Source organism: Isoptericola sp. MSGPD8_1_ISO-PGPR-S23-394 (genome assembly GCF_058072785.1).
On record NZ_CM176517.1, the window covers coordinates 1,897,548 to 1,920,852 of the forward strand.

Sequence of the window (23,305 nt, forward strand, 5' to 3'; positions counted from 1 at the left end):
CATGTACCACTCCACCGTTGCCCAGACCGCCCCCGTCCTCGCCGCCACCGGTGTCGCCACGGCCTTCCACGTCGTCGCCGCCTGGACGCTCCTCGTCGCGGGGCTCGCCCTGATCACCACGGCGCGCGTGCTGCGGCGCCGGCGGCAGCGTGCCGTCGTCGCCGGACAGGCCCGCTGAGGCTGTTGCGGCGCTCCCGGGTGCTCTCCGCACCCGAGCCCCCGCAGGCGCTCGAACTCCGCCCACACGTCGTCGACGGCGAACTGGGCGAGCGGGATGCCGTCCGCGACGAGCGCCTCGCGGTAGGGCGCCACCACGGGGTGGCCGGCGGGCTCGAGGCGCAGCTCCGTGCCCTCGGGGTCGTCGGGTGCCACGACGGTCAGCCACCGGTCGCTGTCCCCCAGCCGGATCCTGGCGCGAGATGTCGAGCTGGTGCTTCATGCTGAGCCGGCCGCAGATCTCGAACAGCGTCTGCCCGGACCTCTCGGTGGGCTCGTCGAGGATCGTGCGGCGGGTCGGGTCGGCCACTGCCCTGCCCTGGTCGCGCCTCCCCTCCGATGCAACCAACGGTTGCGCTGAAGTGAATCCGGCTCTAGTGTTTAACGCAACCACTAGTTGCAGGAGGATCCGTCATGGAGATGGGAACGATCGAGCGCGACCTGTACGTCGATGCCTCGCCCGAGGTGGTCTTCGATGTCGTCAGCGACCCCGAGCACGTGCGTCGTTGGTGGCCGGACGAGGCGGACTACCCCGTCGAGGTCGGGGGCTCCGGGCGCATCGGTTTCAGGGACGCCGCACAGCAGATCAGCTGGGTGCGGTTCACGGTGGTCGAGGCGCTGCCGCACCACCGGTTCGCCTTCCGGTGGACGCACGACGAGGGCGAGACCGCGGGGCGCGGCAACTCGTTCCTGGTCGAGTTCGAGCTCACGCCGGAGGGCTCCGGGACGCGCCTGCGCATGACCGAGTCCGGGTTCCGCGAGCGCGGCTGGTCCGAGGCAGAGGTGGCCGCGGCCTACGCGGACCACGTCGAGGGCTGGAGCCACTTCCTGCCACGACTGCCGGAGTACGCCGAGCAGCTCGGGGCGCGCGCATGAGTGTGCGCGCAGCGATCGACGACCGGCTCTGGTCCGCGGTCGGCGACCCGACCCGGCGCCGGATGCTCGACCTGCTGGTCGCCCAGGGCGCCGGCAGCGCGACGAGCCTGGGTGCGCAGCTGCCGGTGACACGGCAGGCCGTGGCCAAGCATCTGCTGGTGCTCGCTCGCGCCGGGCTCGTGCGTGCCACCACGGAAGGGCGGGAGAAGACCTACCGCGTCGACGCCGACCAGCTGAGCCGAGCCGTGGCCCAGCTGACAGCGGTCGGCACGGCGTGGGACGCCCGCCTGCGCCGGATCAGGGGACTGGCCGAGTCGATCGAGCGCGGCCGCCGCGACGAGGACCCGGACGAGACCGAGGAGGCGAAGGTCTGACCGTCGACCTCAGCACCGCGGCGGGCACCGGCGTCGTCGCTGATGCGCCCGCGGTCCTTGGCCGCGTCGGAACGAGGTCGCCGGGTCCGGACGACGAGCCGATCAGCGACGTGCACCGACGTAGGCGGCGAGGTGCTCCCCGGTCAGCGTGGACCGCTCGGCGACCAGCTCGGCCGGGGTGCCCTCGAAGACCACCGAGCCGCCGTCGTGCCCGGCTCCGGGGCCGATGTCGATGATGTGGTCGGCGTGGGCCATGACGGCCTGGTGGTGCTCGATCACGATGACGGTCCGGCCGGCGTCGACGAGTCGGTCGAGCAGGCCCAGCAGGTGGGCGACGTCGGCCAGGTGCAGGCCGGTGGTGGGTTCGTCGAGGATGTACGTGCCACCCTTGTCCCCCATGTGCATGGCCAGCTTGAGACGTTGGCGCTCGCCGCCGGAGAGCGTGTTGAGGGGCTGGCCGAGGTGGAGGTAGCCGAGGCCGACGTCCTCGAGGTGCGCGAGGATCCTGCGTGCGGCAGGGATGGTGGCCTCGCCGTCGGAGAAGAAGGCGTGCGCCTGGGCCACGGAGAGGTCGAGGACCTCGGCGATGTTCTTGCCGCCGAGGGTGTAGTCGAGCACCTCGGCCATGAACCGCTTGCCGCCGCAGTCCTCGCAGGGGCTCTCGACGGTCTCCATGAACCCGAGCTCGGTGTAGATGCGGCCGTTGCCCTTGCAGGTCGGGCACGCACCCTCGGAGTTGGCGCTGAACAGGGCCGCCTTGACGCCGTTCGCCTTCGCGAACGCCTTGCGGACAGGTTCGAGCAGGCCTGTGTACGTGGCGGGGTTGGAGCGGCGCGAGCCCTTGATGGCGCCCTGGTCAACGACCACGACCCCGTCCCGGTCGGCGAGGCTGCCGTGGATGAGCGAGCTCTTGCCGGAGCCGGCGACACCGGTGACCACGGTGAGCACCCCGGTGGGGACGTCCACGTCGACGTCGCGCAGGTTGTTGCGGGTGGCCCCGCGGATCTCGAGTGCGCCCGTGGGCGGGCGCACGGCGTCCTTGACCTCGACACGGAAGTCGAGGTGCTTGCCGGTGAGCGTGCCGCTGGTCCGCAGACCCTCGACGGTGCCCTCGTAGCAGATGGTGCCGCCGTCCGACCCGGCACCGGGGCCGAGGTCGACGACGTGGTCCGCGGCGGCGATGGCCTCGGGCTTGTGCTCGACGACGAGCACGGTGTTGCCCTTGTCGCGCAGGTCGATCAGGAGGTTGTTCATGCGCGCAATGTCGTGCGGGTGCAGCCCGATGGTGGGCTCGTCGAAGACGTAGGTCACGTCCGTCAGCGCGGAGCCGAGGTGACGGATCATCTTGACCCGCTGCGCCTCTCCCCCGCTGAGGGTGCCGGAGGGGCGGTCGAGGGACAGGTAGCCGAGGCCGATCTCGACGAACGAGTCGAACAGGTGCAGCAGGGCGCCGACGAGGGGTGCGACGCCAGGGTCGTCGATGCCGCGGACCCACGAGGCGGCGTCGGTGATCTGCGTGCGGCACACGTCGGCGATGCTCGCGCCGGCGATCGTGACCGAGCGGGCGGTCTCGTTGAGGCGGGTGCCGTCGCAGGCGGGGCACGGCCCGAAGACGGCCGCCCGCTCCACGAAGCGGCGGATGTGGGGCTGCAGGGACTCGGGGTCCTTGGAGAACACCGACTCGCGCAGCTTCGGGACGAGGCCCTGGTAGGTCATGTTCATGCCGAGGGCCTTGACCTTGCCCTTGTCCCGGTACAGCAGGTCGTGGCGCTCGGTGTCGGTGTAGTCGCGGATCGGCTTGTCACCGTCGACGAACCCCGACTCGGCGAAGCCCTTGACCATCCAGCCGTCGGCCTTGTAGCCGGGCACCAGGATGGCGCCGTCGTTGAGCGACCTGGACTCGTCGATGATGACCGACAGGTCCAGGTCGGACACGGTCCCGCGGCCCTCGCACTCGGGGCACATCCCGCCGAGGTAGACCTGGTCGCGCACCACCTTCTTGTCGGTCTTGCCGTCCGCCTTGTCCGTCTTGAACACGCCGCTGGCACGGGAGGTGGGGATGTTGAAGGAGAACGCCGTGGGCGGGCCGACGTACGGCTCGCCGATACGGCTGAACAGGTTGCGCAGCATGGCGTTGGCGTCGGTGACGGTACCGACGGTGGAGCGCACGTTGGCGCCCAGGCGCTCCTGGTCGACGAGGATCGCTGTCGTGATGCCCTCGAGGTGGTCGACGTCGGGCCGCGGCAACGACGGCATGAAGCCCTGCACGAACGTGGAGTAGGTCTCGTCGATCAGGCGGCGGGACTCGGCGGCGATCGTGGCGAAGACGAGCGAGCTCTTGCCGGACCCGGAGACCCCGGTGAACACGGTGAGCCGACGCTTGGGCAGCTCGACGTCGACGGCGCGCAGGTTGTTCTCGCGCGCGCCGACCACGCGGATGAGGTCGTGGCTGTCGGCGGGGCGCGTGGTCGAGGGTGCCTCAGTGCTGCTGGCCATGGTCGGACTGTCTCCTTGGTCGTGGCCGGTGCGCCGTCGTCGGCCCGGCGTCCTGAGGTGAGCGTGGCGTGAGCCGCACCACCGGGTAGGTGCGCGTGCTCTTGGCCTGGTACTTCGCCAGACTACGGATCGCCTCCGACAGGCGCTGCCAGGCGGCCTGCCGGGCCGGGCCGTCGAGCACCGTCACGCCGACGGGCACCGGCCGGGCGCCGTGGACCTCGACGGCGGCGTCGTCGGGGCGGGCGGTGAGGTTGTCGAACCAGTCGGGGTGGCGTCGCCCTCCCCCGGAGGCGACCACGACCCAGCCGTCGCCGTCCTCGACGAACGCCAGCGGGTTCTCCCGCGGCTCGCCGCTGCGCCGCCCGACGGTGTGCAGCACGAGCAGCTCCATGCCCATCTGGGTGCCGCCCTTGGTGCGGACCTTGGCCGCAGTGCGTGCGTTGGCCGTGTGCTGCAGCCAGCGGGAGATCCTGCCGGGGCGCCTCGGGGCGGTCGTGGTGGTGGCCATCGGTCAGCGCACCTCGTCGATACGGACCATGTTGCCCGCCGGGTCGCGGAAGGCGCAGTCGCGCACGCCCCACGGCTGCTCGGCAGGTTCGGAGACGACCTCGGCCTCGGCGGCCTGCAGCCGGGCGAAGGTGCCGTCCAGGTCCGTGGTGCCCAGGATGATCGACTGGTAGGAGCCCTTGGCCATCAGCTCGGTGATCGTGCGCCGCTCGTCGTCGGTGATGCCGGGATCGGCCGCCGGCGGGGTGAGCACCAGCCGGACGTCGCGCTGCGACGGCGCGACGAACGTCAGCCATCGCATGGCGCCGGAGCCGACGTCCTGGACGAGCTCGAAGCCGAGCAGGTCGCGGTAGAAGCCGAGCGAGGCCTCGGGGTCGGTGTGCGGCAGGAACGTGGTGTGCAGGGTGATGTCCATGCCTGCCACGCTAGACAGGCTCGGACGGCACCGCTTCTCGATTCCTGATCGGTCGGGTGACCCGCTTGGTGACGCACGACGGCAGCTCGGCCGCACGGTCGGTCCGGGCCCGACGGCGGTACTCGCTGGGCGAGATGCCCACCAGCTCGGTGAAGCGGGTGGAGAAGGTGCCCAGCGAGGACGACCCGACGGCGAAGCACACGTCGGTCACGCTCAGGTCGCCGCGGCGCAGCAGTGCCATCGCCCGCTCGACGCGACGCGTCATCAGGTAGCTGTACGGCGACTCGCCGTAGGCGGCCTTGAACTGTCGACTCAGGTGCCCGGCGGACATCCCCACACCGGCCGCGAGCGCCTCGACGTCCAGGGGGCTGGCGTGCTCGCGGTCGATGCGGTCGCGCACGCGGCGCAGCAGTGCGAGGTCGCGCAGGCGTTGCTCGGCGGCGGTGCGGTTGCTCACGGGTCGATGCTGCCATGCCGCGGGCGCGGGCGCGGTGGGCGTCGTCAGGCGTGCATGTCCAGCACGACGCGGCCGTCGATGGCGCCGCGGAGCATCTCGTCGAGGATGGTGTTGACCTCGCTCAGGGGTCGGACGGTGTAGGTGGGTTCGACGAGCCCGCGGGCGAAGAGGTCGAGGGCTTCGGTGAGGTCGGCGCGGGTGCCGACGATGGAGCCGCGCACGGTCAGACCGAACAGGACGGTGGAGAAGATGTCCAGGCCGAACTTCTCGGGCGGCAGGCCGACGAGGGCGAGGGTGCCGCCGCGGCGCAGCCCGCCGAGGGCCTGGCCGAAGGCCTTGCCGGCGACGGCGGTGACGAGGCCGCCGTGGGCTCCCCCACCGGTGAGGTCGGCGATCCGGGCGGCGGGGTCGGGGTCGGTGGCGGCGTTGACGGTCGCCTCGGCGCCGTGGCGGCGGGCGAGGTCGAGCTTGTCCTCGGCGACGTCGACGGCGACGACGCGCATGCCCATGGCGCGGGCGTACTGCACGGCGAGGTGGCCGAGTCCTCCGATGCCGGAGACGAGGACCCACTGGCCGGGCTTGACCTCGGAGGCCTTGAGCCCCTTGTAGACGGTGACGCCGGCGCACAGGATCGGCGCGGCGGCGGCGAGGTCGACGCCGGCGGGGATCTTCGGGGCGTAGGTGGCGTCGACGAGCATGTACTGGCCGAAGGATCCGTCGACGCTGTAGCCGCCGTTGAGCTGGTCGGGGCAGAGGGTCTCGCGGCCGGTCTGGCAGAACTCGCACCGGCCGCAGGCGCTCCACAGCCAGGCGTTGCCGACGGTGTCGCCGACGGCGAGGCGGGTGACGTCGTCGGCGACGGCGACGACCTGCCCGACGCCTTCGTGGCCGGGGACGAACGGTGGTACGGGCTTGACGGGCCAGTCGCCGTGGGCGGCGTGCAGGTCGGTGTGGCACACCCCGGAGTAGCGGACCTCGACGAGCGCCTGGCCGGGGCCGGGGACGGGCAGGTCGAGGTCGGTGATCTCGAGCGGGGCCCGGAACCGGGTGACGACCGCTGCCTTCATGCTCATGGTGACCTCCTGGGTCGGCGATGCCTCCATCGTCCACCCTGTGGTCTGACCACACCGCCCGAGCGGGTGTGGGGTGAGGCGCAGGGGCCCGCGCCTAGCGCAACCGCTCGCTCAGGACCGTGGCCAGGCGCACGGACGCCTCGATCTCCGCACGACGGATCGAGACGGACTCCACGTTGAACCCGTACGGGATGTCGTGCCGGGTGCAGAACTGCGCCAGGTCCTCGGCGATGGCGAGGCACTGGTCGAAGGAGGTGGCCAACGGGTCGGCGGCGTGGCGCAGGTCGTTGCGCATCCAGCGCGGCACGTGCACGCCGAGCCACTCCAGGAACTCCAGGGTCTTGCGCGAGCCGCAGACCGACAGCGTGAAGACCACGGGGGCCGGCGGGTGTCCGTCGTCGGCGCAGGCGTAGCGGTAGTCCGAGACCATGGACTTGGCGGCGCCGACGTCGTAGACCACCTGCGTGACGAAGAACCCGACGCCGGCGGACTCCTTGCGACGCATCCGCTCGTGCTCGCGGCCCCCTGTCTCGTGCCGCTCGGGGATCGCCACTCCCCCGAGCGGCAGCTCCGGGGCGTGGGTACGGCACAGGCGCTGGGCCTCGGCCAGGGTGGTTCGCACACTGCTGTCGCTGGAGGACGCTCCCACCAGCACGGCGCTGACCTGGCGGGGGTCCTGGGCGCCGAGCCAGTCGGTCAGCTCCTCGGCGGTGTACTTGCCGGCGCTGCGGTAGATGACCACGGGGCGGTCCCAACCGGTCAGGTACCGGGTGCGGAACTCGCCGGGGTCGAGGGTCGGCAGGTAGGGGAAGGGGCGTTCGTCGGGGTTGCGGTCGGTCTCGTCGTCGATGTCGTACAGCACCAGGGCGTCGAGATCGAGACCGGCCAGCCGTTCCACGGTGCGGTCGGCGATGCGCTGGGCGTCCTCGGGGCTGGTGGTGCGCCGTGGTGGGGTGACGGCGAAGAGCAGCAGCCCGCCCTGGCGTCGCCGCGTCTGCTCGGTGAGTTCCAACGTCTCCTCCTGCGTGCTGCCCTGGCTCGGTCCGTGCGGGCATCGTGGCACGAGAGCCCGGCGGGCACGCGGCGTGCTCCGCGATGCGGATGGTGCGCGCCGCACGGCGCGCGGTGCCGTCCGGCTGCCGCTCAGTCCTGCTCGACGAGCGTGACGCTCGAGCCCGGTCCGGTGAGGGTGAGCGTGTTGCCGTCGAGCGTGAGCGTCGGCTCGGCGCGCAGGAGCGCGCTGAACCACTCGTCCTGCGCCATGAGCTCCTCCGAGCACCCCATCATGGTCGAGCGCATCTCACCGGTCAGCCGCAGGGTGCCGTCCTCCCACGTGGCGGGCGCCGACATGCTGTTGCAGCCGGGCTGGGCGCCCACGGAGTCCTCGGTGAACGCCAGCACGACCTGGCTGCCCGCGGCGAGCTCGTGACCGGTGGCGTCGGTGGCGACGAAGGACCGCCCGGCCACATCACCGGCGCCGCCCCCGCAGCTCGCCAGCACCCCGACGAGCACGACGACGAGCGCCGGGGTCAGCAGGGCGGCGGACAGCAGTCGGCGCGAGGCAGGAGCGATCACCCGGTCAGGCTAGCCGCCCCGCCGGGAGGTGCGCCCGGCGGGGCCACCAGCCTGGCCGGGTAGACCGGCTGGCGCACCGGCTCAGGGAGCCGCGACCGAGCGCACGGCCTCCGCGACGGACTCGGCCACGCGGTGGTCGAAGACGCCGGGGATGACGAAGGCGCTGTTGAGCTCGTCGTCGGCGACGACGTCGGCGATGGCCAGGGCGGCCACCCGCAGCAGCTCGTCGGTGATCTCGGTGGCGCCGACGTCGAGCAGTCCGCGGAACAGGCCGGGAAAGGCCAGGACATTGTTGATCTGGTTGGGGTGGTCGCTGCGGCCGGTGGCCACGACGGCGGCGTGCTCGGCGGCCTCGACGGGGTCGACCTCCGGGGTCGGGTTGGCCAGCGCGAACACGATCGCGTCGTCGGCCATCGCGGCGACGTCGGCGCCGGTGAGGATGTTGCCCGCCGAGACGCCGACGAACACGTCCGCGCCGGCCAGAGCCTCGGTCAGGGTGCCCTCGAAGCGGTCGGGGTTCGTGTGCTCGGCGATCCAGCTGCGGTGCGGGTCGCCGTTGGCGCGCCCGGGGTGCAGGGCACCCTCGCGGCCGAACGCCACGATGTGCGCGGCACCCTGGGCCTTGAGCAGGCGGACGATGGCGTTGCCGGCCGCCCCCACGCCGGAGACCACGATGCGGACGTCCTCGAGCTTCTTGCCGACGACCTTCAGCGCGTTGACCAGGGCCGCCAGCACCACGATGGCGGTGCCGTGCTGGTCGTCGTGGAAGACGGGGATGTCGAGCTCGGCTCGCAGGCGGGCCTCGATCTCGAAGCAGCGCGGGGCCGAGATGTCCTCGAGGTTGACCCCGCCGTAGACCGGGGCCAGGGCCTTGACGATCGAGATGATCTCCTCGGTGTCGGTGGTGTCCAGGCACACGGGCCACGCGTCGACGCCAGCGAACTGCTTGAACAGGGCCGCCTTGCCCTCCATCACCGGCAGGGCGGCGGCCGGACCGATGTTCCCCAGCCCGAGCACCGCGGTGCCGTCGGTGACCACCGCGACGGTGTTGCGCTTGATGGTCAGGCGGCGCGCGTCGTCGGGGTTCTCGGCGATGGCGGTGCACACGCGAGCCACCCCCGGGGTGTACGCGCGCGACAGGTCGCGCCGGGTCTTGATGGGGGCCTTGAGCGCCACCTCGATCTTGCCGCCCAGGTGCAGCAGGAACGTCGAGTCCGACCACTTGAGCACGTGCACGCCCTCGAGCGCCTCGAGCGTGGCCACCACCCGCTCGCCGTGCCGGGTGTCGACGGTGTCGCAGGTGACGTCCACCACGAGCCCTTCGGGCGTGGAGTGCGCGATGTCGACGCCGGTCACGGCGGCGCCCGCGTCGGCGACCGCGGCGACCACGGTGCTCGTGGCGCGCTGCGAGGCGGGGACCTGCACGCGCAGGGTGATGGTGTATCCGGGGCTGGGAAGCGCCACGATGCCTTCCTTCTGCGGCGGCGACGGTGCCGCCCGGTCGTTCCGAGATGGTCGGTCCGAGTGGACGGTGACCAGTATCACCCCACCCGCCGGGCTCCGGTGCCGCCGCCCACGGTCCGCGCCGGCCCGCCACCGGCGGCGACGGCGTCTCAACGGCGGGGGCGGGGTAGTTTGCGCTGCGTGAGCTGTGACCTTCCCGGGCCGGACGCCGCCCGGCGTGCCGCGCCGACCGGCTGGTTCGACCAGGCGGACGTCGTGGCCGACCGGCCCCGGGGGTCGACCGGGCCCCGGCTGCTGCACGCGGACCGCGAGCGCCGGGTGCTGGTCACCGCCTGGGTGCCGGGGATGCTGGTGGTCGAGGGCCACCGCGCCGAGCAGGACCCGGGCACGTACCGCCAGGCCGGGGCGCTGCTGCGGGCGGTGCACGCGGTCGGATCGCGCATCGACGGCGACTGGGAGGCCGGCGCGGATGCCCGGGCGCTGGCACACCTGGACGGCGCGCACCGCATCGACGCGACCAGCGAGCGTCTGCTGCGGGCGCGGATCGCCGCGCACGTGCACCCGCCGGTCCGCGTGGTGCCGACGCACGGCGACTTCCAGCCGCGCAGCTGGGTCGTCGACGACGCCGGGCGGGCCCGGGTGATCGACCGGGGCCGGTTCGCGTGGCGTCCGCCGGCCACCGACCTGGCGCCCCTGGACGCCCAGCAGCTCGCCGGGCGCGACGACCTGGCCGCGGCGTTCGTCGACGGCTACGGCACGGACCTGCGCCAGGGCGGTGCCTGGCAGCGCGCCCGGGTGCGCGAGGCGATCGGCACCGTGGTGCTGGCCCATCGGGTGGGCGACGAGGCGCTCGAGGCCCAGGGGCACCGCATGATCGACGCGGTGCTCGCCGGGGAGGTCCCCGGCGGGAGCGTCTGACCGCTCAGCGCCAGCCGAGCGCCGGGGCCACGTGCGCCACGACGTTCTCCACGAGGTGGGCGTTGTAGTCCACCCCGAGCTGGTTGGGCACGGTCAGCAGCACGGTGTCGGCGGCCGCGACGGCGGTGTCGTTCGCGAGGTCGGCCACGACGTCATCGACCTCGCCGGCGTACGTCTTGCCGAACCGGGCGCGGACACCGTCGAGGACACCCACCTGGTCGGTCGAGCCGGCCTCGGCCCCGAAGTAGGCACGGTCGCGGTCGTCGGTGATCGGGAAGATCGACCGGGACACCGACACGCGCGGCTGGGTGTCGTGACCGGCGGCGGCCCACGCGTCGCGGAAGCGCTGGATCTGCTCGGCCTGCAGGGCGTGGAACGGCACGCCGGTGTCTTCGGTGAGCAGGGTCGAGCTCATGAGGTTCATGCCCTGGGCGGCCGCCCACTCGGCGGTGGCCCGCGACCCCGCGCCCCACCACACGCGCCCGCGCAGGCCCGGCGAGTGCGGTTCGAGGCGCAGCAGTCCGGGCGGGTTGGGGAACATCGGTCGCGGGGCCGGCTCGGCGAAACCCTCGCCGTCGAGCAGCTCGAGCAACCGGGCGGTGTGCCGTCGCGCCATGTCGGCGTCGTCCTCGCCGGGACCGGGGACGTGGTCGAAGTGCCGGTAGCCCTCGACCACCTGCTCGGGTGAACCGCGCGAGATGCCGAGCTGGAGCCGGCCGCCCGAGATCAGGTCCGCGGCGCCGGCGTCCTCGGCCATGTACGCGGGGTTCTCGTAACGCATGTCGATCACGCCGGTGCCGATCTCGATGCGGCTCGTGCGCGCACCCACGGCCGCCAGCAGCGGGAAGGGGCTGGCCAGCTGGCGGGCGAAGTGGTGCACCCGGAAGTATGCGCCGTCCGCCCCGAGCTCCTCGACGGCCTCCGCCAGCTCGATCGACTGCGTCAGCACGTCCGCGGCGCTGCGGGTCGCCGAGGACGGGTGGTCGGTCCAGTGGCCGAACGACAGGAACCCGATGTGTTTCATACCGGCGTCAACGTCTCGTCCCGGCCGGCATTCCCGGCGTCGTGGGCGAGCGTGTGCTCGCGCAGGGGTGCGGTCAGCACCGCGCGACCGATGGTCGTGGGTTCAGCCGACATGGGGCGAGCACAAAGGCCCTCTCGGCGCACCGTCGCGCGGACGCTGCCGTAGTGTCGGGGCCGTGCTCCTCACCCACGACGACGCCGGCACGGGCCCCGCCGTGCTGCTGGTGCACGCCGGCGTCGCCGACCGCCGCATGTGGGAGCCGATCGTGCCCGCGCTGAGCCACGCCTTCCGCGTCCTCCGGGCCGACCTGCGCGGCTTCGGTGACACCCCGCTGCCCGGTGGGCGGTACGCGGACGCCGACGACCTCGCCGCGCTCCTGGACCACCTCGGCGTGCCCGACGCCGTCGTCGTCGGCTCCTCGTTCGGCGGACGCGTCGCGCTCGAGCTCGTCACCGCCCACCCGGCCCGGGTGCGCGAGCTGGTGCTGCTCAACCCCGACCTGGACGGGATCGAGCCGACCGCCGCCGCCGCCGCGTTCGGCGCCGAGGAGGACCGGCTTCTGGACGCCGGGGACGTCGAAGGTGCCGTACGGCTGAACATGGACACCTGGCTCGGCCCCGACGCCGACCTGTCCGTGCGCGAGGCGCTCGCGGCCATGCAGCGCCGCGCGTTCGAGGTCCAGCTGGCCGCCGACGCCGGTGACGCTCCTCCCCTGCCCCGCCAGGTGCCCGTGGACCTCGACGCGGTCGCGGTCCCCACGCTGGTGGTCACCGGCGCCCACGACATGGACCACTTCCGTCACCTCGCCGCCCACGTCGCGGCGGGTATCGGTGGCGCCGAGCTCGTCGATCTCGACTGGGCCGGGCACCTGCCCGCGCTCGAGCGACCCGACGTCGTCCAGGCGCTCCTGCTGGACGTGCTGCGCGACGACCCGGCCGTCCACGCCCCCTGACACGCCCGTCGTGCACTCGGCTGCGCCCGGCTCAGGCGGGACAGCTCGTGCGGTCCCGCGTCCCGACCGGCACCGGTGCCCCGGAGGCGTCGAAGGCGCGCTGCAGGGTGAAGGCCCTCGGGGAGGGTCCGTGGGCGCGCAGGTGCAGCACCCGTTCCTCGGCCTCAGCGACAGTCGGCCGGTGCCCGGCGGGAACCCACCAGCAGGCCGAGTACGCCTCGGACATCCGGGAGAACCACTCGCGGCGGCGGCGCAGCACCTCGCGGTGCAGCCCGTCGTAGACGAACTGCGACAACGCGGCGACGTCCTGCCACACCGACATGTTGACGATCACGCCCGGGGAGTCGTCGACGTCGAACCGGAAGCCCTCGACATCGGTCGCGTCGCCCCCTTCGCTCTGCAGGCGCCACACGTAGCCCGGTGAGGTCTCGGCGAGGTGGTTGACCGGCGCGAGCAGTTCGACGAAGTCGGCGAGCGTGGCGCTGTCCAGGGGGGCCAGCAGCCGGGCGACGTTGACCTGGGCGAGCTCGGAGGGTGTCATGGGCGTGATCCTGGCACATCGGCCGGCGACCCGGACCACGTCAGGGCGAGCACGCAGGCGTCGTCGCGGGGGTTCGACCCGGCGTCCAGCACGTGAGCCGCCAGCGCGTCTCCGACGGGCGCCCGGTGCACGGCGCGAGCCAGGCCGGCGAGGCCGTCGGACAGCGGCTGGTCGCGACGTTCGACCACCCCGTCGGTGTACAGCAGGACCGCGTCGCCCGCCCCGAGCCGCACCTGGCCCTGCTCGCGGGGCGGGCCCACCCGCCCGGCGTGGACGCCGAGGGGTGTCGAGCGCCCGTCCCAGAGGTAGTCGCCGGTCCCGCCGGCGACGCGCAGCGGGGGCAGGTGTCCGGCGCAGGCGTAGGACAGCAGACCGCCGGCGACGTCGAGCTCGGCGTACACCAGCGTCGAACCGAACCCTGTGTCGCGGTCCACGACGAACCGGTCCACGCGGTCGAGCACCCCGGCCGGGCCCAGCCCGGGTGCGGCCAGGGCCCGGGTCGCGGTGCGCAGCTGCCCCATCGCCGTGGCGGCCACCAACCCGTGCCCGACCACGTCACCGACGACGACGGCCAGGGTCTGGGGCGCGATCCAGAACGCGTCGTACCAGTCCCCGCCGACCTGCATGCCGCTGTCCGCCGGCCGGTAGCCGGCCACGACGGTCACGTCGTCGCGGTGCGGCAGGTCGACCGTCAGCATGGCGTGCTGCAGCTCGTGGGCCACCGAGATGCTGCGCTCGTGCAGCAGTGCACGGTCCAGCGCCACCGCGCCCTGCTGGGCGATCGTGGCCAGGGCGTCGACGTCGACGACCTCGTCCGCGGGGCGGCCGCGAACCGTCACGACCAGGTCGCCGTGGGAACCCGCCGCACCGACGACCGCGACGCTCAGCCGCCCGTCCGGACCGCGGTGCACGCCGTCGGACGGGACGTCCGGGTCCGTGCGCACGAGGGTCGCCTCGCCCACGCCGGGGTGCTCCCCGACAGCCGCCAGCAGGGCGGCGCGGACCTGCTCCGTCCCGGCGGCGTGAGACAGGGCGGACGTCGCGTGCTGCACCCAGCGCAGCCGTTCGGCCGCCCGCTCCGCCTCCGCCCGGGCACGCAGCAGCTCCTGCTCGAACTCGGCGCGGCGCCGCACCTCGAGCAGCGCGACGTCGACACCACCGGCCACGGCTCGGGCCGTGAGCAGCGCCGGCAGCGGGCCGGCGTCCGTGCGCACCTCGACGCGCACCGCGTCGACGTGACCGGTCAGGCTCAGGGTCGGGGCGACGTGCGTGTCCCAGTAGATGCGTCCGCCGACGGTCAGCAGGTCGCCGATCCGTCGCCCGGTCACCGCGGTGGCCGGGTCCTGCCCCGCGATCCAGTCGACGAACGTGTCGTTGGCCCGCAGGACGTAGCCGTCGGCATCGATGTGGAGCAGACCCAGCGGCGCGGTCGCCCAGTCGCGGGCCTCGGTGCTCATGACGCCGGGCGCGGAGCGGGCGGCCCGCACAGGTACTCGCGAACGGCCGCGACCAGCGCCGCCGGTGCGCTCAACTGCGGGCAGTGCCCGACGGCGTCGATCAGCACGAAGCGGGAGCCGGCCAGGTGCTCGTGGACGTACCGTCCCACCTCGACGGGCGCGATCACGTCCTCGCGGCACTGCACCACCAGGCTCGGGGTGCGGACCCGGGCCAGGTCGGCCCGGTTGTCCGACAGGAACGTCGCCCGGGCGAAGGCGCGCGTGACCTGCGGGTCGGAACGACGGAACGAGGCGGTCAGCTCCGCGCCGAGCTCGGGCCGGTCCGGGTTGCCGACGATCACCGGTGCCATCGCGTCGGACCAACCCAGGTAGTTCGACTCCAGGGTGGCGAGCAGCTCGTCGATCTCCGCGGCGCTGAACCCGCCGCGGTAGCCGTCGTCGTCCAGGTAGCGCGGGCTGGGCCCGACGAGCACCAGGCGGTCGACGAGGTCCGGGCGGCGGGCGGCCACCAGGAGCACGATCGTGGCGCTGACGGAGTGGCCCACGAGCACCGCCGGCCCGAGGTCGAGATCGTCGAGCAGGGCGACCATGTCGTCGGTGTAGCCCTCGAGGGAGGCGTGCCGGTCCGGGTCGAACGTGCTGCGGTGCGCGCCACCCGCCCCGGCGTGGTCGAACAGCACGACCCGGTGGTCCGCGGCGAAGTCGTCGACCACCCGGTGCCACATCGTCTGGTCGCAGCCCAGGCCGTGCGCGAGCACGAGCGGAACGCCGTCGACCGGGCCGACGGCCTGCACGTTGTGCAGCACACGAGGACTCACGCGCACACCATAGTTGGCGGACGGCCGCCGGCGCACGGAAGCGGTGCCCTCGGGCAGGATGAACCCGTGCAGATCACCCAGGAGACCCCCACCGCCGCGGACGTGCGCGCACTGCTCGACGAGCACCTGACGGACATGTTCGCGACCTCACCGCCGGAGTCCGTGCATGCCCTGGACCTCGCGGCGCTGACCGCACCGCACGTCATGTTCCTCACCGCCCGCACGGACGACGGGCGGCTGCTGGGCTGCGGGGCGCTCAGCGAGCTGACTGCCGCGACCCCCGACGCGGCCGGGCACGGCGAGCTCAAGTCCATGCGCACCACGCCGGCGGCCCGGGGCCGCGGCGTCGCCACCGCGGTGCTCGACCGGCTGCTGAACCTCGCGGCGGGCCGCGGCTACGCACGCGTCAGCCTGGAGACCGGCTCGCAGGACTACTTCGCCGCGGCCCGGCGGCTGTACGCGCGTCGCGGGTTCGTCACGTGCGAGCCGTTCGGCAGCTATGCCGAGGACCCGCACAGCGTGTTCATGACGTTGGCCCCGGTCACCGCCGCTGCAGGTCGGGACCCGGTCGAGGCCACCGCTTTCTGAGCGACGACGCAGGTCAGCGGCGTGTACCGACGTTAGGGTCGGGCCATGGCGTACACGGAGAAGCGCGACACCCGCACCGGCGCGTCCTCCTACGTCGGCCGGTTCCGCGTCGACGGGCGCCTGCGCAGCACCCGCGCCTTCCGGTCGCGGCGCGACGCGCTGGCCGAGGCGCGCCGCGCCGAAGAAGCCGGCAAGCTCGGCACCTGGGTCGACCCGCGCGGCTCGGCCGTCACCGTCACCGAGTGGTTCGCCCACTGGCAGACCGGGCGGGCCGATCGTGCACCGCGCACCCTGGAGGCCGAGCGCGAGCGGTTCCGCTCCCTGGTGGCGCCGACCTTCGGCGAGACCCCGCTGCGCCGCATCACGCACGACGACGTCTCGCGCTGGGCGGCCGCCATGCGCGCGCCGCGCACCGGCCAGGTCGCCTCACCTGCTCGGCGACGCGACGCCGTGCGCCTGCTCGTGGCCCTGCTGGACGCGGCCGTCGACTCGCGCCGGCTCACCGCCAACCCTGCCCGGACGCCGTCGGGCCGGGTGCCCGGTCTCCCCCGGGCTCCACGGACCAAGGCGCACCGCTACCTGAGCCATGAACAGCTGCGCCGGGTCGCCGACGCCGCGCGTACCCACCAGGGCCGCACCCTCGTGCTCCTGGCCGGGCTGACCGGCCTGCGCTGGGGCGAGACCGCGGCGCTGCGCACCGGCGACGTCGACCTGCTGCGCGGCCGCATCGTGGTCGAACGCGCCTACACCCGGCTCGACGACGGCACGCTGCTGCTCGGCGACACCAAGACGCACGCACGCCGCGAGGTGCCGGTGCCCGGGGTCCTCGCCGCCGACCTGTCCGTGCTGCTGGCCGCCCGGGGGTCCGGGCTGCTGTTCACCGGGCGTGACGGCGGACCGCTGCGTCGCGAGAGCTTCGACCGCAACGTCTTCCGCCCCGCGGTGCGGGCCGCGGGCGCGGCGGTCACCACCCTGCAGGAGCTGCTCGGCGTGCGCGGCACCCGGGTGGTGGACGCGCAGACCGTCGATGCGGTGCGCCGCGTGCAGGCGCAGGCCGCGCTGCCGGTCACCGGCGTGGTCGACGCCGCCACCTGGGACGTGCTGGCCGGCGAGGACCGGTGCCGTCGCGGTGAGCTGTCCCGGGGGGCGAAGATCGCGCGGACCCACCGGCTCGACGTCGTGGCCCGCCTCACCCTGGGTGCCGGGGCGGAGGACTTCGCCCCCCTGACCCTGCACGGCCTGCGCCACACGGCGGCCTCGCTGGCGATCGCCGGCGGTGCGAGCGTCAAGTCCGTCCAGCGGATGCTCGGACACGAGTCGCCGGTGCTGACCCTGCGCACCTACGCCGGCCTGTTCGAGGACGACCTCGACCGGCTGGGCGAGGCGATGTCCGCGCAGTTCGCGGCGCAGGACCCAGCATCCGATGCTCACCACACGCTCACAGCGGGGTTGACCGACGTGCCCGCAGTCCAGGCGTTGCGGCGCACTTCAGCGCGCTGACCTGCACCAACATCGCTCGTCGGCGGAGTTGACGACATCTCTGCGCACCCGCTTTAGAAAAGCGGGTGTCGGTAGAACAACAACAAAAGTAGGAGTAGTTTCGCCCTACTTCTCCTCTTCCTCCTGCCGATGGACGTGACGATGACCGAGACGATCTCCCCGCCGTCGCCGGCGCCCGACCTGCCCGCGGACGAGGCAGTGCCGGAGCACGTGCCGGTCAGCGCGCGCGACCGGGTGTACACCGCCGCGGACGCCCTCGTGGCCGAGGACGCCGCCGTCACCGTCACCACGGTGCGCGAGCGCGCCGGATGCTCGAACGCCGTCGCGACGACCTACCTGCGCCGGTGGCGCGCCGACCGGGCGGCGGCCGAGGCCGAGGCGGCGCGCCTGCCCGAGCTGCCGCGCGGCGTGGGACTGCTCGTCGACCGCGGGGTCACGGCGCTGTGGGCCGAGGCGGTGCGGGCGGCCCGCGCGGAGCACACCTCCGAGCTGACGGCGGCACGCGAGCAGCTGGCCGCCGCCCGCGAGGATGCCGACCGGGCGGCGGCCTCGCTGGACGACGCGGAGGCGCAGCGTGCGGCCGCGCGCCACGAGCTGCGGGCCACCCGCGCCGACGTGGAGACCCTGACCGCGCGGCTCGCCGAGGCGACCACCGCGCGCGACGAGGCGCGGGCCGAGGCCGCCCACGCCGTCGGGCGGTCCGCGACGCTCGACGGGGAGCTCGATCGCGCACGCCGGGAGATCGCCGACCTGCGCGACCGCCTCGCCGCGACCGAACGGGCGCGGGCCGAGCAGGCCGAGGCGCGGGCCGAGGCCCACGGAGCCGCCGAGGGCGTGCGCGAGGCCCTTGCCGAGGCCCGCACCGCCCTGGAACGGGCACGGTCCGCGAGCCTGCGGGCCCAGGAGGACCGCGCCCAGGCCGACGCCGAGCGCGCCGTCGCGCAGTCCGCCGTCGCACGGCTCGAGGGTGAGAGCAGCGCCTTGCGCGGTGAGCTGCACGACGCCCGGGACCTGGCCCGCCGGGCAGAGCACGACCGTGCCGCCGCGGCGGCTGCCCGCGCCCAGGCCGAGGGCGAGGCGGCGGGGCTGCGCCAGGCGCTCGACGCGCACTCCGCGTCGCGCGCCACCCGCGCGCAGGACGACGTCGGAGGCGAGGGGTGACGGGCGCCGGGCGCGACGGCGGAGCGGAGCTGGACCGCCGGTTCGTCTGGCGAGGACGCGAGATCGCCTGGACCGCGTTCGGCTCCGGGCCTCCCCTGGTGTTCTGCCACGGCACCCCGTGGTCGTCGTGGCTGTGGGCGCCGTACGCCCGCGCGCTGGCCGCCGAGTTCACCGTGCACCTGTGGGACATGCCCGGCTACGGCGCCTCGTCCAAGGCCCCCGAGCACGACGTCGACCTCGGCACGCAGGGTCTGGCGTTCGCCGAGCTGCTCGAGCACTGGGGCCTCGGGGCGCCGCACGTGGTCGCCCACGACTACGGCGGCGCGGTGTCGTTGCGCGCCCACCTGCTGCACGGGCGGCGGTTCGCCTCGCTGTGCCTCGTCGACGTGGTCGCGCTGCGGCCCTGGGGCTCGCCGTTCTTCACTCTCGTGGCCGAGCACGCCGAGACCTTCGGCCGCCTGCCACAGAGCGTCCACCTCGGCGCGCTCGAGGCCTACGTCGCCGGCGCCAGCCACCGTGGGCTGCGCCCCGCGGAGACCTCCGCGCTCCTGGACCCCTGGCGCGACGCCGTCGGGCAGGCAGCGTTCTACCGGCAGGTCGCCCAGGCCGACGAACGCTTCACCGCCGAGCTCGAACCCCACCTCGGCGAGATCGACATGCCCACGCACGTCGTCTGGGGCGAGGAGGACACCTGGATCCCGCCGGACCGGGCCGACCGGCTGGCCGCCGCCGTCCCCGGGGCCGAGGTCACCCTCGTGCCCGACGCCGGGCACCTGATCCAGCTCGACGCCCCGGTCGCGCTCGCGACCGTGCTGCACCGCTGGCTGACGCGTGTCGCCGGGGCCGGGCGCTGACGAGCCGCCGCCGGCTCAGTACCAGCTGGCCCGGACGTGCTCGAAGATGAGGTTCGTCTCGGTCAACGCCACACCGGGGTTCGCCGACAGGTTCTCGATGACGAAGTCGTTGAGGCCGTCCGAGTCCGGGGCGGCGACATGGACGAAGAAGTCGTGCGCGCCGCCGAGCAGGTAGACGTTCATCACGCCCGGCAGCTCGGCGAGCTCGCGCAGGAACGCCTTGAGGCGCGAGCGGGCGGCACCGTGCATCCGGACCGCGACAATCGCCTGCAGCGGCCGGCCCGCCAGCGCCGGGTCGACGTCCGCGTGGAAGCCGCGCACGACGCCCTCCTCGCGCAGGCGCCGCACCCGGGCCAGGCAGGTGGAGGGGGCGATCCCGACCCGACGGGCGAGGGCGTTGTTCGCCAGGCGGGCGTCCTCCGCCAGCGCCGCGAGCAACCGGTGGTCGACGTCGTCGAGCCGCACGGGTGCCACGGGACGACGCTCGAGGCCCGACTGGCCGCCCACCCGCGTCCGAAGATCGTTCGGACGCGCCGCCCTCTCCGGGCCCTGCGCTGAAGCAGCTGACACCATCTCGCCAATCTACCGAACGATCCTCCGATCCGTGGCGAGCCCTCGAACTTCTGCCCCACACTGGTGGTGAGCGCCGTCACACCCCGACGCGCGCGTCAGCACGCTCCCACCCGAGCCACACCGAAGGCGGCACACCATGGACATCGCGGTCCCGAAGGAAGTCAAGAACCACGAGTACCGGGTGGCGATCACTCCGGCCGGCGTCCATGAGCTCACCGCGCGCCACCACACGGTGCACGTCCAGTCGGGGGCGGGGCTCGGCGCCGGCGTGACCGACGAGGAGTACGAGGCCGCGGGCGCCGTCATCGCCGACGACGCCGGCGCCACCTGGGCCGCCGGCGAGATGGTGCTCAAGGTCAAGGAGCCCGTGGCCGAGGAGTACCACCGCCTGCGCCCCGACCAGCTGCTGTTCACCTATCTCCACCTCGCGGCCGACAAAGCCCTCACGCAGGAGCTGCTGGCCCGCCGCGTCACCGCCGTCGCCTACGAGACGGTCCAGACGCCCACCGGCTCCCTGCCGCTGCTCGCCCCCATGTCCGAGGTGGCCGGCCTGCTCGCCACGCAGGTCGGCGCCGCCACCCTGCTCAAGGCCGCCGGCGGCCGCGGCGTCCTGCTCGGCGGGGTCCCGGGCGTCGCCGCCGGGCACGTCGTCATCATCGGCGCCGGGGTGTCCGGCATGAACGCCGCCCGCATCGCCGTCGGCATGGGCGCCCGGGTCACCCTGCTGGACACCGACGCCGACGTCCTGCGCGCCGCGGACCGCGAGCTCGGCGGACGGGTGCAGACCCTCGCCTCGAACCGCCTCACCCTCACCCACGCCGTGCTGGACGCCGACCTCGTCATCGGCGCCGTGCTGGTCGCCGGCGCCAAGGCCCCGGTGCTCGTGCCCGACGACCTCGTCGCCCGCATGCGGCCCGGCTCCGTGCTCGTCGACATCGCCATCGACCAGGGCGGCTGCTTCGAGAGCTCGCACCCCACCACGCACCAGGACCCCACCTACGGCGTGCACGACAGCATCTTCTACTGCGTGGCCAACATGCCCGGCGCGGTGCCACGCACCTCCACGTACGCCCTGACCAACGTCACCCTGCCCTACGTCGTGGCCCTGGCCGACCACGGATGGCGCGACGCGCTGCGCGCCGACCCGACGCTCGCCCACGGCCTGAACACCCACGACGGCGCCGTCACGCAAGCCGGGGTGGCCGAGGCCCACGGTCTCGACCGGGTGGCCGTCAGCGACGTCCTGTGACGACCGCGCCCGCCCGACGTCGCGGTGCCAGCGGCACCCGGTCCAGGTCGGCGGCCACCGTCACCTCGCCGTCGAACACCTCACGAGCCTCCCGCTCGAAGGCGAGCGGCAGCTCGTCGGGTTCGGCGTAACGCCGGGAGAAGTGCGTCAGCACCAGATGGCGCGCCCCGGCGCTCGCGGCCACCGACGCCGCCTGACGGCAGGCCAGATGAGCGAACCGTTCGGCGAGGTCGACGTCGCGGTGCAGGAACGTCGACTCGATGACCAGCAGGTCGACGCCGTCGGCCAGCGCGTGGACGGCGTCGCACAGGCGGGTGTCCATGACGAAGGCCACCGACTGGCCCGGTCGCGGCACGCTCACCTGCGCCCGGCTCACCGTGCGTCCGTCCGCGAGCGCGAGCACGCCGTCGCGGGCCAGCCGCCCGACGTCGGGACCGGGCGGGACGCCTGCTGCCGCCAGGGCCGCCGGGTCGAAGGAGACGCCGTCCGGCTCGTCGAGACGATAGCCGACCGCGTCGATCCGGTGCTTCACTCCCTCGCCGGAGATCCGCTGCACCACGCCGGCGAGACCCAGCGAGTGGTCGCCGTGCAGGTGGGTGCTCGCGATGCGGCTCAGGTCGGTGGCGGACACGCCGGCGAGCGTCATCTGCCGCTGGGTGCCCTCGCCGGGGTCGAACAGGATCGTGGTGTCGTCGAAGAACAGCACGTAGCCGTTGTGGTTGCGGGTCCGGGTGGGCACCATGCTCGCGGTGCCCAGGACGACGAGCTCGCGCCGGGACATGCTCGGACGGTCAGAGGGCCAGGGCGTGCCCCACGGCGCGGACCAGACCGCTGGTGCTCACCGCGCCACGCCGGTAGCGGTCGGCTGCCGCGGAGAGCGCCTCGGCGACCTGAGGCCGCACCCCGGCGGTCTCGGGCCGCCAGACGTCACGGTCGAAGACGGCGGTGCGCCGTGCCGGGCCGCGGCGCAGACGTCCGGCCAGCGGCTCGATCGTGGTGGTCGGCTGTCGCCGTGCCGGCATGGCGGCCCGGTACCGCGCGCCCGGGTTCCAGCGCTGGTCGGGGCGGGTGGGGCCGTCGTCGGTCATGGCACCATCGTGGCGCTCGGGCCCGACCGCGCGCAAGCGCTCGGCGACGGTGCGACGACCTCAGGAGTCGGGGAAGCCCTGCGGGTTGGCGGACTGCCAGCGCCAGGTGTCGACGCACATGTCGTCGATGGTCTTGCGCGCGTGCCAGCCCAGCTCGGTGTTCGCCCGGGTCGGGTCGGCCCAGAAGGCCGGCAGGTCGCCGGCACGGCGCGGGCCGACCTCGTAGGGGAGCTCGCGGCCCACCGCCCGCTCGAACGCCTTGAGCATCTCCAGCACCGAGGTGCCGGTGCCGGTCCCGAGGTTGAAGGCGCGCACCGGGGCGGCCATCGAGTCCAGGTGCTCCAGGGCGGCGACGTGGCCCGCGGCCAGGTCCTCGACGTGCAGGTAGTCGCGCTCGCAGGTGCCGTCGGTGGTGGGGTAGTCGTCACCGAACACCGTGAGCCGCTCGCGGCGCCCGACGGCGACCTGGGCGATGAAGGGCATCAGGTTGTTGGGGATGCCCTGGGGGTCCTCACCGATCTCGCCCGACGGGTGCGCGCCGACCGGGTTGAAGTAGCGCAGCAGTGCGACGCGCAGCCCGTCGGTCGCCGCGGCGACGTCGGACATGATGCGCTCGACCATGACCTTCGTCTGCCCGTACGGCGAGGACGACGACAGGTGCTCGTAGTCCTCCTGGTAGGGCACGGGTGCGTGCTCGCCGTAGACGGTGGCCGAGGACGAGAAGACCAGGCGGTGCACGTCGTGGCGGCGCATCGCCTCGAGCAGCGACATCGTGGAGTCGAGGTTGTTGCGGTAGTACTCCAGCGGCTTGGCCACGGACTCCCCGACGGCCTTGAAGCCCGCGAAGTGGATCACCGCGTCGAAGCGCTCGTGCTCGAACAGCAGGTCGGTCTTCTCGGCGTCGGTGAGGTCGATCGCGTGGACCGGCACGTGCGTGCCGGACAGCGACTCGAGCCGGCCGATCACGGCCGGCTTGGCGTTGGAGAAGTCGTCGACGACGACGACGTCGTGCCCGGAGGCGATCAGGGAGAGGACGGTGTGGGAGCCGATGTACCCGGCGCCGCCGGAGACGAGAACGCGCATGGCGCCGAGCCTACCCGGGCCGCGACGGCGGCCCGGGTGGCGGTCA

At 73.6% G+C, this 23,305-nt stretch carries 26 protein-coding genes; 10 read left to right on the forward strand and 16 right to left on the reverse strand.

Annotation, left to right across the window (positions count from 1 at the left end):
* Position 1 precedes the first annotated feature (1 nt).
* The 3 genes from AC3RJ8_RS08605 to AC3RJ8_RS08615 all read left to right on the forward strand — a co-directional run bounded on the left by AC3RJ8_RS08605 (position 2) and on the right by AC3RJ8_RS08615 (position 1,466).
* Positions 2 to 178, forward strand: a complete 177-nt coding sequence (locus tag AC3RJ8_RS08605; RefSeq protein WP_489715472.1) for a hypothetical protein — start codon at positions 2 to 4, stop codon at positions 176 to 178.
* Between the two features lie 452 nt (positions 179 to 630).
* On the forward strand, positions 631 to 1,092 hold the full coding sequence (locus AC3RJ8_RS08610; protein WP_489715473.1) for an SRPBCC domain-containing protein: 462 nt from the start codon (positions 631 to 633) through the stop codon (positions 1,090 to 1,092).
* The gene (locus AC3RJ8_RS08615) at positions 1,089 to 1,466 is read left to right on the forward strand and encodes an ArsR/SmtB family transcription factor (RefSeq protein ID WP_489715474.1); all 378 of its coding nucleotides are present in this window, start codon (positions 1,089 to 1,091) and stop codon (positions 1,464 to 1,466) included. Before AC3RJ8_RS08610 ends, AC3RJ8_RS08615 begins: the two co-directional genes overlap by 4 nt.
* Before the next feature lie 102 nt (positions 1,467 to 1,568).
* Here AC3RJ8_RS08615 and AC3RJ8_RS08620 read toward each other — a convergent pair whose 3' ends face one another.
* The 8 genes from AC3RJ8_RS08620 to AC3RJ8_RS08655 all read right to left on the reverse strand — a co-directional run bounded on the left by AC3RJ8_RS08620 (position 1,569) and on the right by AC3RJ8_RS08655 (position 9,453).
* Entirely contained in the window at positions 1,569 to 3,962 is a 2,394-nt protein-coding gene (locus tag AC3RJ8_RS08620) for an ATP-binding cassette domain-containing protein (protein WP_489715475.1), read from the reverse strand.
* Entirely contained in the window at positions 3,946 to 4,470 is a 525-nt protein-coding gene (locus AC3RJ8_RS08625; protein WP_489715476.1) for a nitroreductase family deazaflavin-dependent oxidoreductase, read from the reverse strand. The genes AC3RJ8_RS08620 and AC3RJ8_RS08625 overlap by 17 nt, the downstream gene beginning before the upstream one ends.
* Positions 4,471 to 4,473: 3 nt before the next feature.
* Positions 4,474 to 4,884 (reverse strand): VOC family protein, encoded by a 411-nt coding sequence (locus AC3RJ8_RS08630; RefSeq protein ID WP_489715477.1) that lies wholly within the window; start codon positions 4,882 to 4,884, stop codon positions 4,474 to 4,476.
* Between the two features lie 10 nt (positions 4,885 to 4,894).
* Complete coding sequence (locus AC3RJ8_RS08635) at positions 4,895 to 5,341, reverse strand: helix-turn-helix transcriptional regulator (RefSeq protein ID WP_489715478.1); 447 nt, start codon at positions 5,339 to 5,341, stop codon at positions 4,895 to 4,897.
* A 44-nt stretch (positions 5,342 to 5,385) separates the two neighbouring features.
* Positions 5,386 to 6,414 (reverse strand): alcohol dehydrogenase AdhP, encoded by a 1,029-nt coding sequence (gene adhP, locus AC3RJ8_RS08640; protein WP_489715479.1) that lies wholly within the window; start codon positions 6,412 to 6,414, stop codon positions 5,386 to 5,388.
* Between the two features lie 94 nt (positions 6,415 to 6,508).
* On the reverse strand, positions 6,509 to 7,426 hold the full coding sequence (locus AC3RJ8_RS08645; protein ID WP_489715480.1) for a methylenetetrahydrofolate reductase: 918 nt from the start codon (positions 7,424 to 7,426) through the stop codon (positions 6,509 to 6,511).
* Positions 7,427 to 7,557: 131 nt separating this feature from the next.
* Positions 7,558 to 7,989 (reverse strand): META domain-containing protein, encoded by a 432-nt coding sequence (locus tag AC3RJ8_RS08650; protein WP_489715481.1) that lies wholly within the window; start codon positions 7,987 to 7,989, stop codon positions 7,558 to 7,560.
* Between the two features lie 81 nt (positions 7,990 to 8,070).
* Entirely contained in the window at positions 8,071 to 9,453 is a 1,383-nt protein-coding gene (locus AC3RJ8_RS08655) for an NAD-dependent malic enzyme (RefSeq protein ID WP_489715482.1), read from the reverse strand.
* Between the two features lie 180 nt (positions 9,454 to 9,633).
* Here AC3RJ8_RS08655 and AC3RJ8_RS08660 point away from each other — a divergent pair, with 180 nt between their 5' ends.
* Entirely contained in the window at positions 9,634 to 10,371 is a 738-nt protein-coding gene (locus AC3RJ8_RS08660; protein WP_489715483.1) for a phosphotransferase, read from the forward strand.
* Positions 10,372 to 10,375: 4 nt separating this feature from the next.
* On the opposite strand, the gene AC3RJ8_RS08665 is transcribed toward AC3RJ8_RS08660, so the two are convergent.
* Positions 10,376 to 11,395, reverse strand: coding sequence for an LLM class flavin-dependent oxidoreductase (locus AC3RJ8_RS08665; RefSeq protein WP_489715484.1), 1,020 nt, complete (start codon positions 11,393 to 11,395; stop codon positions 10,376 to 10,378).
* Between the two features lie 175 nt (positions 11,396 to 11,570).
* Here AC3RJ8_RS08665 and AC3RJ8_RS08670 point away from each other — a divergent pair, with 175 nt between their 5' ends.
* A complete protein-coding gene (locus AC3RJ8_RS08670) occupies positions 11,571 to 12,347 on the forward strand; it encodes an alpha/beta fold hydrolase (RefSeq protein WP_489715485.1) in 777 nt (258 codons plus the stop codon).
* 31 nt (positions 12,348 to 12,378) lie between these two features.
* Here AC3RJ8_RS08670 and AC3RJ8_RS08675 read toward each other — a convergent pair whose 3' ends face one another.
* From AC3RJ8_RS08675 to AC3RJ8_RS08685, 3 genes are read right to left on the reverse strand one after another with little or no spacing between them, the layout of a single operon-like run.
* Entirely contained in the window at positions 12,379 to 12,888 is a 510-nt protein-coding gene (locus AC3RJ8_RS08675; RefSeq protein WP_489715486.1) for a DUF3291 domain-containing protein, read from the reverse strand.
* On the reverse strand, positions 12,885 to 14,345 hold the full coding sequence (locus tag AC3RJ8_RS08680) for a PP2C family protein-serine/threonine phosphatase (RefSeq protein WP_489715487.1): 1,461 nt from the start codon (positions 14,343 to 14,345) through the stop codon (positions 12,885 to 12,887). The genes AC3RJ8_RS08675 and AC3RJ8_RS08680 overlap by 4 nt, the downstream gene beginning before the upstream one ends.
* The gene (locus AC3RJ8_RS08685) at positions 14,342 to 15,163 is read right to left on the reverse strand and encodes an alpha/beta fold hydrolase (protein WP_489715488.1); all 822 of its coding nucleotides are present in this window, start codon (positions 15,161 to 15,163) and stop codon (positions 14,342 to 14,344) included. Before AC3RJ8_RS08685 ends, AC3RJ8_RS08680 begins: the two co-directional genes overlap by 4 nt.
* A gap of 66 nt (positions 15,164 to 15,229) precedes the next feature.
* Here AC3RJ8_RS08685 and AC3RJ8_RS08690 point away from each other — a divergent pair, with 66 nt between their 5' ends.
* The 4 genes from AC3RJ8_RS08690 to AC3RJ8_RS08705 all read left to right on the forward strand — a co-directional run bounded on the left by AC3RJ8_RS08690 (position 15,230) and on the right by AC3RJ8_RS08705 (position 19,266).
* On the forward strand, positions 15,230 to 15,751 hold the full coding sequence (locus tag AC3RJ8_RS08690; RefSeq protein ID WP_489715489.1) for a GNAT family N-acetyltransferase: 522 nt from the start codon (positions 15,230 to 15,232) through the stop codon (positions 15,749 to 15,751).
* Positions 15,752 to 15,796: 45 nt separating this feature from the next.
* Complete coding sequence (locus AC3RJ8_RS08695; RefSeq protein ID WP_489715490.1) at positions 15,797 to 17,251, forward strand: site-specific integrase; 1,455 nt, start codon at positions 15,797 to 15,799, stop codon at positions 17,249 to 17,251.
* A 141-nt stretch (positions 17,252 to 17,392) separates the two neighbouring features.
* On the forward strand, positions 17,393 to 18,412 hold the full coding sequence (locus AC3RJ8_RS08700; RefSeq protein ID WP_489715491.1) for a hypothetical protein: 1,020 nt from the start codon (positions 17,393 to 17,395) through the stop codon (positions 18,410 to 18,412).
* Positions 18,409 to 19,266: an alpha/beta fold hydrolase gene (locus AC3RJ8_RS08705; RefSeq protein ID WP_489715492.1), complete on the forward strand. Its 858-nt coding sequence runs from the start codon at positions 18,409 to 18,411 to the stop codon at positions 19,264 to 19,266. Before AC3RJ8_RS08700 ends, AC3RJ8_RS08705 begins: the two co-directional genes overlap by 4 nt.
* 15 nt (positions 19,267 to 19,281) lie before the next feature.
* On the opposite strand, the gene AC3RJ8_RS08710 is transcribed toward AC3RJ8_RS08705, so the two are convergent.
* Complete coding sequence (locus AC3RJ8_RS08710; RefSeq protein ID WP_489715493.1) at positions 19,282 to 19,740, reverse strand: Lrp/AsnC family transcriptional regulator; 459 nt, start codon at positions 19,738 to 19,740, stop codon at positions 19,282 to 19,284.
* A gap of 235 nt (positions 19,741 to 19,975) precedes the next feature.
* Between AC3RJ8_RS08710 and ald the strand changes: the two genes are divergently transcribed.
* Positions 19,976 to 21,088, forward strand: coding sequence for an alanine dehydrogenase (ald, locus tag AC3RJ8_RS08715; RefSeq protein WP_489715494.1), 1,113 nt, complete (start codon positions 19,976 to 19,978; stop codon positions 21,086 to 21,088).
* Here ald and AC3RJ8_RS08720 read toward each other — a convergent pair.
* Genes AC3RJ8_RS08720 through galE form a run of 3 tightly spaced genes read right to left on the reverse strand, consistent with a single transcriptional unit; the run spans position 21,072 to position 23,259 of the window.
* Positions 21,072 to 21,869 carry a ribonuclease Z gene (locus AC3RJ8_RS08720; RefSeq protein WP_489715495.1) on the reverse strand — a complete coding sequence of 266 codons (798 nt, stop codon included), beginning with the start codon at positions 21,867 to 21,869 and terminating at the stop codon, positions 21,072 to 21,074. The genes ald and AC3RJ8_RS08720 overlap by 17 nt on opposite strands.
* Before the next feature lie 10 nt (positions 21,870 to 21,879).
* Positions 21,880 to 22,176, reverse strand: coding sequence for a hypothetical protein (locus tag AC3RJ8_RS08725; RefSeq protein WP_489715496.1), 297 nt, complete (start codon positions 22,174 to 22,176; stop codon positions 21,880 to 21,882).
* A 60-nt stretch (positions 22,177 to 22,236) separates the two neighbouring features.
* The gene (gene galE / locus AC3RJ8_RS08730) at positions 22,237 to 23,259 is read right to left on the reverse strand and encodes a UDP-glucose 4-epimerase GalE (protein ID WP_489715497.1); all 1,023 of its coding nucleotides are present in this window, start codon (positions 23,257 to 23,259) and stop codon (positions 22,237 to 22,239) included.
* Between the last annotated feature and the right edge of the window lie 46 nt (positions 23,260 to 23,305).